14 protein-coding genes are annotated in these 13,797 nt (G+C 67.1%); 9 read left to right on the top strand and 5 right to left on the bottom strand.

The window, feature by feature from the left end; genetic code table 11:
- Positions 1 to 27 precede the first annotated feature (27 nt).
- Positions 28 to 468 carry an acetone carboxylase subunit gamma gene (locus ACZYX4_RS09665; protein WP_463875360.1) on the bottom strand — a complete coding sequence of 147 codons (441 nt, stop codon included), beginning with the start codon at positions 466 to 468 and terminating at the stop codon, positions 28 to 30.
- Between the two features lie 49 nt (positions 469 to 517).
- Positions 518 to 2,440, bottom strand: coding sequence for a hydantoinase/oxoprolinase family protein (locus ACZYX4_RS09660; RefSeq protein ID WP_463875359.1), 1,923 nt, complete (start codon positions 2,438 to 2,440; stop codon positions 518 to 520).
- Positions 2,441 to 2,606: 166 nt separating this feature from the next.
- On the opposite strand from ACZYX4_RS09660, the gene ACZYX4_RS09655 reads away from it, so the two are divergent.
- Positions 2,607 to 2,936 carry an SDR family oxidoreductase gene (locus ACZYX4_RS09655; protein ID WP_463875358.1) on the top strand — a complete coding sequence of 110 codons (330 nt, stop codon included), beginning with the start codon at positions 2,607 to 2,609 and terminating at the stop codon, positions 2,934 to 2,936.
- A gap of 65 nt (positions 2,937 to 3,001) precedes the next feature.
- Here the strand turns inward: ACZYX4_RS09655 and ACZYX4_RS09650 are convergent, their stop codons facing one another.
- Complete coding sequence (locus ACZYX4_RS09650) at positions 3,002 to 3,457, bottom strand: 3-hydroxyacyl-CoA dehydrogenase family protein (RefSeq protein WP_463875357.1); 456 nt, start codon at positions 3,455 to 3,457, stop codon at positions 3,002 to 3,004.
- Between the two features lie 334 nt (positions 3,458 to 3,791).
- Between ACZYX4_RS09650 and ACZYX4_RS09645 the strand changes: the two genes are divergently transcribed.
- From ACZYX4_RS09645 to ACZYX4_RS09630, 4 genes are all read left to right on the top strand, one after another.
- Positions 3,792 to 4,847: a zinc-dependent alcohol dehydrogenase family protein gene (locus tag ACZYX4_RS09645; RefSeq protein WP_463875356.1), complete on the top strand. Its 1,056-nt coding sequence runs from the start codon at positions 3,792 to 3,794 to the stop codon at positions 4,845 to 4,847.
- Between the two features lie 191 nt (positions 4,848 to 5,038).
- Positions 5,039 to 5,230 carry a hypothetical protein gene (locus ACZYX4_RS09640; RefSeq protein WP_463875355.1) on the top strand — a complete coding sequence of 64 codons (192 nt, stop codon included), beginning with the start codon at positions 5,039 to 5,041 and terminating at the stop codon, positions 5,228 to 5,230.
- Between the two features lie 9 nt (positions 5,231 to 5,239).
- Positions 5,240 to 7,945 carry a PEP/pyruvate-binding domain-containing protein gene (locus ACZYX4_RS09635; RefSeq protein WP_463875354.1) on the top strand — a complete coding sequence of 902 codons (2,706 nt, stop codon included), beginning with the start codon at positions 5,240 to 5,242 and terminating at the stop codon, positions 7,943 to 7,945.
- Positions 7,946 to 8,301: 356 nt separating this feature from the next.
- Entirely contained in the window at positions 8,302 to 8,535 is a 234-nt protein-coding gene (locus tag ACZYX4_RS09630) for a hypothetical protein (protein WP_463875353.1), read from the top strand.
- On the opposite strand, the gene ACZYX4_RS09625 is transcribed toward ACZYX4_RS09630, so the two are convergent.
- Positions 8,532 to 9,215, bottom strand: a complete 684-nt coding sequence (locus tag ACZYX4_RS09625) for a glycosyltransferase family A protein (RefSeq protein ID WP_463875352.1) — start codon at positions 9,213 to 9,215, stop codon at positions 8,532 to 8,534. The two genes, ACZYX4_RS09630 and ACZYX4_RS09625, sit on opposite strands and share 4 nt — an antisense overlap.
- 158 nt (positions 9,216 to 9,373) lie before the next feature.
- Between ACZYX4_RS09625 and ACZYX4_RS09620 the strand changes: the two genes are divergently transcribed.
- Both ACZYX4_RS09620 and ACZYX4_RS09615 read left to right on the top strand, forming a co-directional pair.
- Complete coding sequence (locus ACZYX4_RS09620) at positions 9,374 to 9,577, top strand: cold-shock protein (RefSeq protein WP_013599688.1); 204 nt, start codon at positions 9,374 to 9,376, stop codon at positions 9,575 to 9,577.
- A 138-nt stretch (positions 9,578 to 9,715) separates the two neighbouring features.
- Positions 9,716 to 10,069, top strand: coding sequence for a response regulator transcription factor KdpE (locus ACZYX4_RS09615; RefSeq protein ID WP_463875351.1), 354 nt, complete (start codon positions 9,716 to 9,718; stop codon positions 10,067 to 10,069).
- On the opposite strand, the gene ACZYX4_RS09610 is transcribed toward ACZYX4_RS09615, so the two are convergent.
- Positions 10,066 to 11,199 (bottom strand): acyl-CoA dehydrogenase family protein, encoded by a 1,134-nt coding sequence (locus ACZYX4_RS09610; RefSeq protein ID WP_463875571.1) that lies wholly within the window; start codon positions 11,197 to 11,199, stop codon positions 10,066 to 10,068. The two genes, ACZYX4_RS09615 and ACZYX4_RS09610, sit on opposite strands and share 4 nt — an antisense overlap.
- Before the next feature lie 265 nt (positions 11,200 to 11,464).
- Here ACZYX4_RS09610 and ACZYX4_RS09605 point away from each other — a divergent pair, with 265 nt between their 5' ends.
- Both ACZYX4_RS09605 and ACZYX4_RS09600 read left to right on the top strand, forming a co-directional pair.
- The gene (locus ACZYX4_RS09605) at positions 11,465 to 13,207 is read left to right on the top strand and encodes an AMP-binding protein (RefSeq protein WP_463875350.1); all 1,743 of its coding nucleotides are present in this window, start codon (positions 11,465 to 11,467) and stop codon (positions 13,205 to 13,207) included.
- 41 nt (positions 13,208 to 13,248) lie between these two features.
- Positions 13,249 to 13,755, top strand: coding sequence for a MarR family winged helix-turn-helix transcriptional regulator (locus ACZYX4_RS09600; RefSeq protein ID WP_463875349.1), 507 nt, complete (start codon positions 13,249 to 13,251; stop codon positions 13,753 to 13,755).
- Positions 13,756 to 13,797 lie beyond the last annotated feature (42 nt).

The following is a 13,797-nucleotide window of genomic DNA, read 5'->3' as shown; positions in this document are numbered from 1 at the left end:
GACCAGTGGTCTCCTTTATTCCAAGTACTAGCTGAACGAATGGGGGGAATGGTTGTGGGTGTTGTAGGAGCCGAGGGCCGGGGTGAAATCGGCAACCGCTTCTTCGCCGGGCCCGTAGTTGATGGCGACCTCAGGCTTCGTGCCCCGCTTGATCCATGTTTCGCGGAGCGAGTCGATGTCCCACAGCATGTCCACCGTGGGCGGGTGTCCCGGCGGAACGTACTCCGTTTCCAGCTGCGTACCGCAACCCGGGCAGTAGAACTCGAGAATCCGGCAGAAAGTGGGGTCCGGTGCGAACGTGAATTCGTACTTCTCCGGGTCCAGGATCGACTGGTGGATTTCGGTGGGGTCCCGGTCGTAGACCAGTGTTCCCTCCTTGTAATTGCCTCTGGCCTCGCCGAGGTCCTGGTTGCATACCTTGCAGTTCCACCGCTCGGTGTCGAGATCGATGATCAGATATTCCGTCATTGGAATTCGCATAGCGTGTCTCACCTGTTTTCTTGATGGTTGTGTGGGGTCACTTCTGGATGGTGTCTGTGAGCATGAGGTCACCGGAGACCGTCACATCGAAGACCCAGCCATGCGGCACCCGGGCCGTGAAGTAGGGGCCTTCGACGATTGCGGGGCCCGATGCCGAAGCCCCGGCCGTTTGGCTGTCCAAATCGAAGACCTGAACCTCGTCCACCTTGTCCACGGCGGAACGGACCTTGCGGGTGGAGGCGGCAACGGCGGGCGTCTTCGCCACTGATTCGGCCCGCCTGATCGATGCGTGCGGCAGTTCGTACCGGGCGGTCAGGGTCAGCATGGTGTTGTGTTCGCTGGTGCCCGGCTGCGGATCCGATGCCAGGTACGGCAGCTCGGACACCAGCTGGCCGTCGGCGTCTTCGAGCACCACGTTCCATTCGAGCTGGCATTCGTCAATTTCGTGGCCTTCCTGGAACATGTCCCGCGTTGCCCGGGCCAGCAGCATCGCCTTGGTTTCTCCGAAGTTCTGCGCGTCCATTCCCGCGACATTCGCCTCGTAGGTCTGCGCAATGTCAGAAAAGCCGATTCCAAAAGCTGAGAAGACCGCGGCCATCTTGGGAACCAGGACACGGCGGACACCTGCGATCCGCGCGGCGCCACAGGCGCTCATCGGTCCGGCACCTCCGAATGCAGCCACCGTTGTAGCGTCCGCAGCCTCAACGTCGGCGGCAAAGGACCGCGACATGCGTTCGAAGTATGCGGCCTCCATCCGCATCAGGGCGTCGTTCAGGGTGACCCCCAGGGGTTCAGCGATGACTTCCGTGATCACTGCGCGGGAGCGCTCCGCGTCAAGACTGAAACCTCCATCAAGGTAGGTGTCCGGATCGAGTACGCCGAGAAGCAAATTTACGTCCGTGATAGTGGCCTGCTTGCCCCCAAAACCAAAACAAGCGGGACCCGGTGCGGCTCCGACGCTCTCGGGGCCGACTGTAATGACGCCGTCGCGAACGGCGATGATGGAACTGCCTCCCACGCCGCTGGAGTGGACGTTGCTCATCTCGAAGGACACCGGAACTCCCTGAATGGAGCCCCTGCGATCCGTCGAGATGGTCGAGTTCTTGACCGAGCCGACGTCTATGGTGGTGCCGCCGACGTCGATCATCAGAACGTGCGCGAGTCCATACGCCTCCGAGAGCGCCTTGGTTCCTTCCAGCCCGCCGCGGGGGCCGGAAGAATAGGTCTTCAAAGCGACAGATTTGGCCACCCGTGACGAGGCTCCGTCATTGCGGTAGATGAGGAGCGGGTTCTTGACCTTGTGGTCCCGCAGCCGGTGCTCGGTGTTGTAGAGGAACCGCTCCATGGTGGGATGCAGGAAGGAGTTGATGATTCCGGACCACACCCGGCGGGCCTGGACGGCGTCGGGCGTGAATTCCCAGGAGAACAACATGGGAACCGAGCCCAGCAGATGGCGGGGGAACTTCCGGAGCAGAACGCCTTTGGCGGCCTTCTCCTTGTTCCGGTCCGCCATGGCGATGACAAGCCGTGCGGCGCCGTCGGTCGTCAGCCGGTTGACCTGCTTGACAATTTCCTGGGAGAGCTCCTCCATGTCCTGGTCAGCATTGATGACTGCCACCCGGGTGCCGACCAGGTCTTCGAAAAGCTCCGCCCCGCCGCTGCGGAGCTCGCCGGCCAGCGTGGGGCTGTCGGTGAGGATGCCGATCCGGGGACCCTTGCGCTCCACGAGCGCATTGGTTCCCTGGGTGGTGGAGTACCGGATGTGACGGGTGGAGTGCAGCAGACCGGGGAGGTCCTCTTCGCCGAAGATTTCCTTGGACGCTTTGGCCATGCCGTCGAAGAGACACTGGGAGAGGTCAAAGGGCGTTGTGAGGGTCTTCGTGAACGAAAAATTCTCACCGTCCCAGACACAAATATCGGTCAGCGTCCCACCGTTGTCGATGTTAATGAGCCGTTCCATTGATACTCCTTTGTATGTTGAGGCGCGGTGACACCAGCGGCGCATTCCTCGTCTTGCGGCTGTGATCCAAGCCACATTGAGGACTGGTTTCAGTGTGGCTCAGCAGCCGGAGTGGCCCGCAACCACCTGACCGGGTGGACTATTCGGGGCATGGGCGACTACCCGGGTGGGTGGCGGAGTGGCTGGTGGAAGCCCGCGGCACCGTGGGTCCCTGCGCCTGCTAAGCGACGCCTGCCGGAGCCTACGCGGACGGGCAGCGCGGGGAAATGCTCAGGAAGCGGCACGCCTAGGCCCCCTGGGCCATATGGGCACCGCCTGGGACGTGGCCACCGCCGCCGTCTTCCTGGCCAGCGACGAGTCCGCGTACATCACGGGCATTGAGCTGCGCGTGGACGGCGGAATTTCGTCGGGGACCTGGTTCCGGAGTCTCGGTTTCCAAAACGCAACGCGGGGTCAGATACGGCCCATGCCGGGCGGCTTAATGGGCCGTATCTGACCCCGCGTTGGCTGTGGTGCGGGCCGTCGGGGGCGGGAGACCTCGCGGGGAAGCAGCCACGGGGCTCAGGCGTAATCGTTGTAGAAGCCGCGGCCGCTTTTGACCCCCAGCCAGCCCTTGGCGGTGTATTCCTGCAGCATGGGGGCTGATTTGTTCTCAACCCCGGCCAGCTCGCAGTAGTGGTTTTCGATGTCGAGGACCACGTCCAGGCCCACCTCGTCCATGAAGCGGAAAGGAGTGGTTTCGGATTTGAAGACGTCGGCGAACAAAGCGTCCACGTCCCGCGGCTCGGCTACGCCTTCGGCCACGACCAGCAGCGATTCGCGCTTGATCGCAAGGTCAGCGAAAATTGCCTGCTTGAGCCCAAGCTTTTCGGGGACCGCCTCGACAACCAGCCACGAATCCCGCAGGGCATCCACGAGATTGTCCGTCGCCGCGAGCCGGACCGCCGGGTTGCCCCCGAGCTCTTCCACAGCCCGGTAGCGCTGCGTGGCGGCGTACTCGAGCGCGGCCCTGGCCACGGCGAGGCTTATGTCTTAGACGCGCACCTCGGCGCCCTGGAGCGAAAGCATCAAAGCGATGCGCCGGCCCAGGGTTCCGCCGCCGATGACGGTAATGGGCCGTTCCACGATGTTGGCGGGGAGCGTGTAGGTCATGCCAGTTCCTTTCAGGAGGCGGCCAACGAGGCGGCGGCCAGGTGGATGCGGTTCATGCTGGTGCCCTTGGCGTCAATACAAGGGCAGGGACAGCGGCAAGCACAAGGGCCGCGCCGCAGGCCAGGGACCCGCAGGGACCCCGGCGGGCCGGAGGACTAAACTCGGTCCAAGACCGCCCACCCCCATGCGAGGAGCCTCCATGCGCGCCACAATCATCCACGCCCCCGGCGACATCCGGGTTGAAGACCGCGACTACCCCACGGTCCAGTTGCCCACCGACGCCGTTGTGAAGGTCACCGCCTCCTGCGTCTGCGGCTCGGACCTGTGGCCCTACCGGGGCGTGCGGCCCACCCGCAGGCCCACCGCGATCGGCCACGAGTTCATCGGCACCGTGGAGAGCATCGGCTCCGGGATCACCGGCCTTGCCGTCGGTGACCTCGTGATCGCACCGTTCGTGATCAGCTGCGGGGCCTGCCCCCAGTGCCTCAACGGCGTCACCGTGGCCTGCGCCCATCTGGCCGGCTGGGGCGGCAAGGACGACACGGGCTTGAGCATCGGCGGCGGGCAGGGCCAGGCGGTCCGCGTCCCGCTGGCCGACTCCACCCTGGTCAAGGTTCCCGGCATCACCGAGCCGGATGACGCCCTCCGGAACAGCCTGCTCACACTGTCCGACGTGATGGCCACCGGCCACCACGCGGCCCTCGCCGCGAAGGCCGGTCCGGGCCGGACCGTCGTGGTGGTGGGCGACGGCGCCGTCGGACTCTGCGGTGTCCTGGCCGCCAAGCGGCTCGGGGCGGAACGGATCATCGCGATGTCGCGCCACGCCGACCGCCAGGCGATCGCCCGCGAATTCGGGGCCACCGACATCGTGGAGGAGCGCGGGGACGCCGGCGTCGCCAAGGTCCGTGAGCTCCTGGGCGGAGTGCTGGCCGACTCCGTGCTTGAGTGCGTCGGGACCAAGGAATCCATGGAACAGGCTCTGCACAGCACCCGCCCGGGCGGCGCACTGGGCTTTGTCGGGGTCCCCACCGGCGGCGGCGAGGTCCCGCTGCGCTACCTCTTCGACACGAACATCTCCATTGCCGGCGGCATGGCCCCGGCACGCACCTACATCCCTGAACTGCTGGCGGACGTCCTCGACGGCACGATCAACCCCGGCCGCGTCTTCGACGTCGTTATGCCGCTGGAGGAAGCCGCGGAGGCCTACCGCGCCATGGACGAACGACGCGCCATCAAGGTCCTGCTGACCCCCTAAGGGCATGCCCGACAGGGGCCGCGCCGGAAAACTGCCCGGCCCCTGCGCCGGCCCTGGCGCGGCCTCCTGAGCAGGCCCTGTACCGCCGCCTGTCCTTGCTCTTGGTCTGCCTGGGCTTCTGCCTCTTGTTCTGCCTGGGCGCGGGGTCTAGCGTGAAGCGCATCAGCATCCGCCGCCGTCGAGGAGCCGTCATGGCCAGGTTCGCGCAGATCATCGAAATCCAGGCTTCCCGCATCGAGGATATTGAAGCGCTGGGCCGGCCGGCCAGGACCGAGGCCTCCGTCTGCGCCGCACGGATGGCTGCCCGCCGCGATGGGCCGCCGGTTTACCGGAACCCGGACGTATTGTGGGAGGACACCGGCAGTCCAACGGACGTTTCGTAGGGGCCCGCCATGCATTCTCCACATCCCGATCCCTCGGCCAGCAGTTCCCGCGGAGGACACCTCGTGCTGGACCTCAGCGGGACCGGCACGGCGCCCCTGCAACTGGTGGGCGGCAAGGCCCTGAACCTCGGCAAGCTGGTGGCGGCCGGACTGCCGGTGCCGCTCGGGTTCTGCCTGACCACCGTTGCCTACGAACTGGCCGAACCACCCGGACTCGCAGCCCTCGCAGCCGAGCTCGACGCGCCGCGGTCTGGGGCGGGAACCCCGGCATCCGGGGCAGCGCCGGGCACTGTTGCCGCGCGGGCCAGGGCGCTGATTGAGGAAGCGCCGATCCCGCCCGCGGTGGATGCCGCCGTCCGCGCCGCCTACGCGGACATGGGCGGAACCCTGGCGGTGGCCGTCCGCTCCTCCGCCACGGCGGAAGACCTGCCCTTCGCCAGCGTCGCCGGCCAACAGGACTCCTACCTCGACGTGATCGGCGCCGACGCCGTGGTCGCCGCGGTCCGGCGCTGCTGGGCGTCCCTCTGGAGCGACCGGGCGGTGGCGTACCGGTCCGCCTGCGGGATCAGCAACCGCGACGTCGGGCTCGCCGTCGTCGTCCAGGCCATGGTCGACGCCGCCTCGGCCGGAGTGCTGTTCACCGCAAACCCCGTCACCGGGACCCGGACGGAGACCGTCATCAAAGCGAGCCCGGGCTCGGGGCAGGCCGTGGTCTCGGGAGCGGTCAACCCGGACCAGTTCGTGCTGGACACGGCCTCCGGCGCGGTCAGGCTTCGAACGCCGGGAAGGACGGTCCCCGGACGCGCCCCGGCCCTGAGCGGGACCCAGCTGCAGGAACTCACTGCGCTGGGAACCCGCGTCCAGCACCTCCTCGGGGCGCCCCAGGACGTCGAATGGGCGGTCGGCACCGACGGCCGGAGCTGGCTCACCCAGTCACGCGCCATCACCACGCTGTATCCGCTGCCCGAGCCCGCGCCCGAAGACGCCGCCGCCGGCGCGGGCGCCCCCACCCGGGTGTACCTTTGCGGCACCCTCTTCCAGGGGCTGACCCGGCCGATCACGCCGCTGGGTCTGGCCGTCCTCGGCGTGATGCGGAACCGCAAGGGGCCGTGGCGGTACGTCAACCCTGGGATGCGGATGTACGTGGACCTGACGCCGGTGGTCCGCAGCAAGTCCGGCCGCGCCTACCTCCTGCGGATGCTCCCCCTCGCGGACGGAAGATCCGGTGCCGTGCTCCCGGCCCTGCTCGAAGATCCGAGGTTCGGCATTGTCGAACGCCCGTTCCTGCGAACCCTGCGCAAGGCCGGGGCCCGGCGCAGCCTCCCGCCACCGCCCGGGCGCACCGGCAGCACCGAAAAAAAAGGCAGCCTCGGCCTCATCGCGGGGCTCATTCCCGCCATGATCCGGGCCGCTTGCCGGCCCGCCGCTGAGCTGCGGCGGGCGAAGAACTATAGCAGGGAGCTCGAATCCGCGCTCCGGCTGGCCGAACCCGCCAGTTCCGCCCGGCGGCTCGAATTCACCGAGCAGATCATGGGCCGGACGGTTGACGGACTGATCCGGGCCACCCTCCCGGGCCCGTCCGTTGGCTACATCATGCTGGCCGTCGCCCGGCGGCTGCTGCGCGGCATCGCGCCACCCCGGGAGCTGGAAGCTGTCCTGCGCGGCCTGCCCCACAACATCACGACCGAAATGGACCTGGAACTGTGGCAGCTCGCCGTTGCCATCGGCGATGACCCGGTGTCGCGCGGGGAATTCCTGGCGAAGCGCCCCGAGGAGCTGTCCGCCGCATATCTCGCCGGCGCGCTGCCGCCCCAGGCCCAGGCCGGGGTGCGCGGCTTCCTCGCCCGCTACGGCCACCGCGCCGTGGCGGAAATAGACCTCGGCATGCCCCGCTGGTCCGAGCAGCCCGACCACATCCTCGGCGTGATCTCCAACTACCTCCGGGTCGAGGATCCGGAGCAGGCTCCCGACCGGCAGTTTGCCGGGGCCGCTGAGCATGCGGAGGACAGGATCCGCAGCCTGGTGGAGAAGGCGCGGGCCCGGAGCCCCTGGCGCGCCCGGGCGCTGGAGTTCAGCCTGCGCCGCGTGCGGCAACTGGCCGGACTGCGCGAACTTCCCAAGTTCGACATCGTGCTGGTGCTCGGCGAAATGCACCGGCAGCTGCAGCGGATCGGGGCGGACATGGCCTCGACCGGCACCATCGCCGCCGCCGATGATGTATTCTTCCTCGACTTCGACGAGATCCGTGTGGGTCTGCGCGGCGCGGACCTGCACGGCATCATCGCGGACCGCCGCCGGCTGTACGACGTTGAACTGCGACGCCGGCGCATCCCGCGGCTGCTGCTCTCGGACGGCACCGACGTCGAGGCCGCCATGATGGCGAAGTCACCGGAGTCCGGGGCCATGGCAGGAACACCGGCCTCGGCAGGCACCGCCACCGGACGGGTCAGGGTGATCATGGACCCGGTGGGCGCCCACCTGGAACCCGGCGAAATCCTGGTGGCCCCCTCGACGGACCCCGGCTGGACGCCGCTGTTCCTCACGGCCGGCGCGCTCGTCATGGAAATGGGCGGGGTTATATCCCACGGGGCCGTGGTGGCCCGCGAGTACGGCATCCCGGCCGTCGTGGGCGTCCCGGACGCCACCACCCGGCTGCGGACCGGCCAGACGGTCACCGTCGACGGCGCGGCCGGCACCATCCGCGAGGAGCCGTGACCCGGGCATGCCGTGCCGCCGCCCGCACCGGGCCCCGGGCCAGAGCAGGCCCGCCTTACAGCTGTAGCACAGTTGTGCCAGATAAAATGGGAATATGACCCCACCGGCCCGCCAGCCAACGCACCACCAGCCGTCCTTTCAGCTGTCCCGGCACCGGCCGCAAGAACCGGGTGGCAGCTTCGCTGTGGCCCGCCGGGCGCGGAACGTCCTGGGGCGGGTTCCGGTGTGGACTTGGCGTGTGCTGATGCACTCGGTGAAGGCCAGCGAGAACTCCCTCTTCAACGTCGACCCGATTACCGGCGTCGAGTACTTTCACGACATCGACTTCGTGGGCGCGTTTCACCCGCCGGAGTTCCGTGCGCGACATCGTCGGACTGATGCAGCACGCGCCGGATCTGGGAGCGGTGCTGGCGGCGGCGGCGTTGCCGAAGCTCGTCGCTGTCGGAGAACACGACCTCTGGCCGCTGGCGCTGCACCGTCGCTTCGCGCAGTCCATCGGCGCCCGCATCGCGGTGTACCGCGGCAGCCCGAGTGAGACCTCGCCGCACCAGATGAGCCGCGACCTGATCGCGCACTACGGACCCGCCTAGCGCCGGTGGTCGCGTTCCCAAAGACGGCGGCGCCGCCGCCGCCGGAACGGGGCCTCCTGCTTGAGCTCGACACCGAAAGTGGTCCACGCCATCGACAGCCGGCGCCCGAAGGAGTGCCAGCTCGCCAGCGGCCGGGCCGAGACCTGCACGCGCAGGGTGGGGTCGGCGACCACCGTGACTTCGGGCGGGATCTGGTAGGAAATGTCCAGATCATCGTGCACTGGCGGAAGGCCCCGATGCACGGAACCCCGGATCCGGTCCCAGACGTCGGACCGGAGGGCGAAATTCGAGCCGAACAGCGGAGGATGACCCAGCAGTCCTCCGATGGCCCAGAAATACCTGGGAATGTACACGGCGGACAGCGGGCCTGCCTCTTCCAGGACGGCTACGACCCGTTCGAGCCAGTCCGCGGGCGGGATCGAGTCCGTGTCCAGCCTGGCAATCGGCTCGAAGCGCGCCTCGTCGAATCCGTACGCCGTGGAGGCGGCGATACCCGGGAGTTCGACGGCGATCCGCCGGGCCCCGGCGGCGGCGCAGAGCTCCGCGGTGTTGTCCGTGCTGGCGTAGTCAATGATGACGATTTCATCGGCCGGCCGGGTCTGCCGGGCGAGTGCGGCGAGGCAGACAGCGAGCATCTCGGCGTCGTTCCGGGTCGGGATAACCACCGACACTGTTGTCATATTGCCCCGACTATAGTCCCGGGACGGGACGAAATGCCCCCGTTGGACCCTTGCACCGCGGCCCCCGGCCCCGTAGGTTTGGCAACAGCGGACGAATGTCTCCGCAGCCGTTGGCCTCAGGGCCGCCGGAGATCAGCAGCATTTCAGAAGGATATGGCATGGCTACAGGCACAGTTAAATGGTTCAACGCTGAAAAGGGTTTTGGCTTCATTGCCCCGGATGACGGGTCGGCCGACGTTTTCGCGCATTACTCGGCAATCGCCAGCAGCGGTTACCGCTCGCTGGACGAGAACCAGAAGGTCGAGTTCGACGTCACCCAGGGCCCGAAGGGCCCGCAGGCCGAGAACATCCGCCCGCTCTAAATACTCCGGATAGCAGCACCGGCCAGCCGGCCGCCATGCTTTCCCCAAGTCCACAAACGCCCCGATCGAGGATTCCTCGGGAGGGGCGTTTGTCGTTGTTTGGGGGCGCGGTGAGGTCAGCCGGAACGATGCGATCGTGTGCGCGACGACGGGTCCATGGACGCCCTGGACGCCGGCGCCGACGACTGCATCACGAAGCCTTTCGGCTGGATGAACTCCGGCGCGGCTGCGCGCCTTGTGCGCCGCAGCGCCGGCCCGGACCAGGAACCGGGCGTCACAACAGAGGCGTTCACCATGGATCTCGGAAAGCACCGTGTCGCCCGCGACGGCCGAGACATCCGGCTCACTCCGACGGAATGGAAAATGCTGGAGGTGCTGGTCCGGAATCCGGAGAAATCGGTTCCTGCCCTGACCGGGTCCCGCGGGACCCGGGGACCCTGCGGCACTGAGATGCCGGTCAGGATCATCCCGGCCGGCACCTCATTGCGTTAGACGAACGCGGACTTCCCCGTCACGGCCCGGGCCACGATCAGCGAGTTGATCTCGTAACTGCCCTCATACGTGTACAGGATCTCGGCATCGCCGAAGAGTTTGCCCATCTCGTAGTCGCTGCTGATCCCGTTGCCGCCCAACAGCGAGCGGCCCATCGCCACCGATGCCCGGGCCAGCCGGGTGGTGGTGGACTTGGCCATCGCTGCCTGGACCATCTCGAGCTTGCCGTCCTCCTGGATCCTGGCCAGCTGCGCCATCAGCGACAGCGACAAGGATGCGTTGCCCAGGATCTCGGCCAGCTGCTGCTGGATCAGCTGGAAGCGCGCCAGTTCCTTGCCGAACTGCTTCCGCTCCAGCGAATAGGAACGCGCGACGTCGAACGCGGCCAGCTGGATTCCGGCGGCCTGCCAGCCCACCCAGGCGCGCGAATCGCGCAACAGCTCATTGGCCTTGGAGAAGTCCGTGGCCCCGGGGAGCAGGTTGGACTCCGGGATGCGGACCTCGTCGAGCACGATATCCGCGTTCTGCATGATCCGCAGCCCGATTTTATTCGAGATCTTGGTGGCGGTGTAGCCGGGGCGGTCCGTCTCGACGATGAAGCCCTTGATCTGCTGGTCCGCGACGTCCCTCGCCCACACCACGGCGAAGTCCGCAATGGTGCCGGCGCCGATCCAGCGCTTGGCGCCGTTGATGACCCACTCTCCGCCCTCCAGCCGTGCCGTGGTGGCCAGCCCGCCCGCTATGTCCGAGCCGTGGTCCGGCTCGGTCAGGGCAAAGGCGCCGATCTGCGTCAGGGCGGTAAGCCCCGGGAGCCAGCGCGCTTTCTGTTCCTCAGAGCCGAGCTGGTCGATGATGCCGACGATCAGCTCATTGTGGATCCCCACGAGGGCCGAGAGGGACACATCGGCGCGGGCCACCTCGACGTACATGAGGCCCTTGAACAGCTTGGACGACCCGTCCGTCTGCAGGTTGCCCAGGCCGTACTTGCCAAGCTCGGCGAGCAGCCCAAAAGGGAATTCCTCACGGTTCCAGTAATCGATCGAGGCCGCCCGGATCCGGGACTGGAGGAAGTCACGGATCTCCAGGTAACGGGACTGTTCCTCCGGTGGCAGCAGGTCGACGATGTACATCAGATCGGCATCCGGGTAGGGCGGTGCCGCCACGCCTTCAGGCGCTGCGTCATCCTTAGTAAAACTCTGTCCGCTGGCACGTCCTTGTGGCTGCACGGGCATGTATCCCTTCGTAGTGATCCGGTCATGAACCGGGTCGGCGCTTCCAAACCATTGGATGTCCTAGTATATTGCACAGTGATGGGGATCACTAGACAATTCGTGATCTCCGGGCAACGGCGCCGGGCTTGAAGCGGCTGCGCCACCAGACTTTGAAAGGTGCACCATGACAGTCACTGAGGAATTCCGCGTAGCACGCGACCGCATGCTTGACCTCCGCAAGGACTACGAGTCGGCGCGCCGGGAGTTCCAGTGGCCGCGCTTTGAGCACTTCAATTTCGCCCTGGACTGGTTCGACCAGATCGCGGCGGACCCGGCCAAAGCGAACAACCCGGCCCTCGTCATCGTGGAGCAGGACGGCTCTGCCACGCGGCGCAGCTACGAGGACCTGTCCCGGCGCTCGGCCCAGGTGGCAAACTGGCTGCGCAACCAGGGTGTGCGGCGCGGTGACCGCATGATCATCATGCTCGGCAACCAGGTGGAACTCTGGGAACTGATGCTCGCCGGCATCAAGCTGGGCATCGTTATGATCCCCACCACCACCCTGATGGGGCCGGCGGACCTCAAGGACCGGGTGGAGCGCGGCGGCGCGAACTGGGCCGCCGTCGGAAGTGCCAATATCGAGAAGTTCGACGAGGTCCCGGGCGACTACACCCTGATCGAAATCAGCGGTGACCCCGGCAACACCGCCGTCAACAAAGCCGACCTGCAGTACAGCGAATCCTCCGGCGCGCCGGAGGCCTTCACCCCGGACGCGCCGACCCGGGCCGACGAGACCCTGCTGCTCTACTTCACCTCGGGAACCACTTCCAAGGCCAAGCTCGTGGAGCACACGCACACCTCCTACCCGGTGGGCCACCTGTCCACCATGTTCTGGATCGGGATGGAGCCCGGCGATGTGCACCTGAACGTGGCCTCGCCCGGCTGGGCCAAGCACGCCTGGTCCAACGTCTTCACGCCCTGGATCGCCGAAGCCTGTGTGTTCATCTACAACTACGAACGCTTCGATGCCAAGGCACTCATGGAGCAGATGGACCGCGAGTCCGTGACCAGCTTCTGCGCCCCGCCCACGGTCTGGCGCATGCTCATTCAGGCCGACCTGACCCTGCTGAAGAACCCGCCCACCAAGGTGGTCTCCGCCGGCGAGCCGCTCAACGCCGAGGTGATCGACCAGGTCCAGCGCGCCTGGGGACAGACCATCCGCGACGGCTTCGGCCAGACCGAATCCACGGTGCAGATCGCCAACACCCCCGGCCAGCCGATCAAGATCGGCGCCATGGGCAAGCCGCTGCCCGGCTACGACGTCGTGCTCGTGGACCCGGCGACGGGTGAGGAGGGCGACGACGGCGAGCTGTGCCTGCGCCTTGACCCCCGCCCCGTCGGGCTGATGAAGGCGTACTACGGTGATCCCGAAAAGACGGCGGATGCGTTCCGCGACGGCTATTACCACACCGGTGACATGGCGAGCCGGGACGAGCGCGGCATCATCACCTATGTGGGCCGCGGCGACGACGTCTTCAAGTCCTCCGATTACCGGCTGTCCCCGTTCGAGCTGGAAAGCGTGCTGATCGAGCACCCGGCGGTGGCCGAGGCCGCCGTCGTCCCCTCCCCGGACCCGCTCAAGCTCTCGGTGCCCAAGGCGTTTGTGGTCCTGGCGGCCGGGCACGAGGCCGGCCCGGAACTTGCCGAGGACATCCTGCGGTACTGCCGCGACCATCTGGCCCCGTTCAAGCGGATCCGCCGGCTGGAATTCGCCGAACTGCCCAAGACCATCTCGGGCAAGATCCGGCGTGTCGAGCTGCGCAACAGCGAAGAACTGCGCCACGGCGGCGGGACCGTCCCGGCCGGCCTCGGCACCGAGTACTCCGAAGCCGACTTCCCCGGCCTGAAAAGCCCCGCCGGAAGCTAGGCTGAATCCCATGAGATGCAGGATGAGAAGCTGGGGGCTCCGTGTCAACGCCGCTGCCGCGTGATCCAATCGCTGACGCCCGGCTGAACTGGGAACGTCACGGCTGGTCCGACGTCGCCGCACCGATGGCGGCCATCACCGCCATCATGCGGACCCAGCAGATCCTGCTGGCCCGGATCGAGGGCATCCTGAAGCCGTTCGGGCTGACGTTTGCCCGCTACGAACTGCTCGCCCTGCTGAGCTTCGCCCGCAGCGGCGCGCTGCCCATGAACAAGGCAAGCGCGCTGCTGCAGGTCCATCCCACCTCGGTGACGAACGCCGTCGACCGGCTGCAGGGCGCCGGGCTGGTGAACCGCTCGCCGCATCCCACGGACGGACGCACCACCCTCATTGAACTCACCCAGGAAGGGCGTACGCTGGCTAAAAGGGCGACGGCGGCACTGAACGCCGAGGTCTTCGCCCAGTCCGGCTTCGCGGCGCAGGATGTCGACCAGCTGATCCGGATCCTGGGCACCTTCCGCCGCAACGCCGGCGATTTCAGCGACTAGCCCGGGCCGGCAGGCCTCAACACTGACTTCCCGCCACATCGC

This window comes from Pseudarthrobacter leeuwenhoeki (assembly GCF_055412885.1).
Note: the sequence above shows the minus strand (reverse complement) of the source record. Positions and strands in the feature narration are given on the sequence as shown.

What these genes read in the sequence shown, in the direction of transcription:
- ACZYX4_RS09665 (WP_463875360.1), bottom strand. Translation starts at nt 468, where the DNA reads ATGACGGAATATCTGATCATCGATCTCGACACCGAGCGGTGGAACTGC.
- ACZYX4_RS09660 (WP_463875359.1), bottom strand. Translation starts at nt 2,440, where the DNA reads ATGGAACGGCTCATTAACATCGACAACGGTGGGACGCTGACCGATATT.
- ACZYX4_RS09645 (WP_463875356.1), top strand. Translation starts at nt 3,792, where the DNA reads ATGCGCGCCACAATCATCCACGCCCCCGGCGACATCCGGGTTGAAGAC.
- ACZYX4_RS09640 (WP_463875355.1), top strand. Translation starts at nt 5,039, where the DNA reads ATGGCCAGGTTCGCGCAGATCATCGAAATCCAGGCTTCCCGCATCGAG.
- ACZYX4_RS09635 (WP_463875354.1), top strand. Translation starts at nt 5,240, where the DNA reads ATGCATTCTCCACATCCCGATCCCTCGGCCAGCAGTTCCCGCGGAGGA.
- ACZYX4_RS09625 (WP_463875352.1), bottom strand. Translation starts at nt 9,215, where the DNA reads ATGACAACAGTGTCGGTGGTTATCCCGACCCGGAACGACGCCGAGATG.
- ACZYX4_RS09620 (WP_013599688.1), top strand. Translation starts at nt 9,374, where the DNA reads ATGGCTACAGGCACAGTTAAATGGTTCAACGCTGAAAAGGGTTTTGGC.
- ACZYX4_RS09610 (WP_463875571.1), bottom strand. Translation starts at nt 11,199, where the DNA reads ATGTACATCGTCGACCTGCTGCCACCGGAGGAACAGTCCCGTTACCTG.
- ACZYX4_RS09605 (WP_463875350.1), top strand. Translation starts at nt 11,465, where the DNA reads ATGACAGTCACTGAGGAATTCCGCGTAGCACGCGACCGCATGCTTGAC.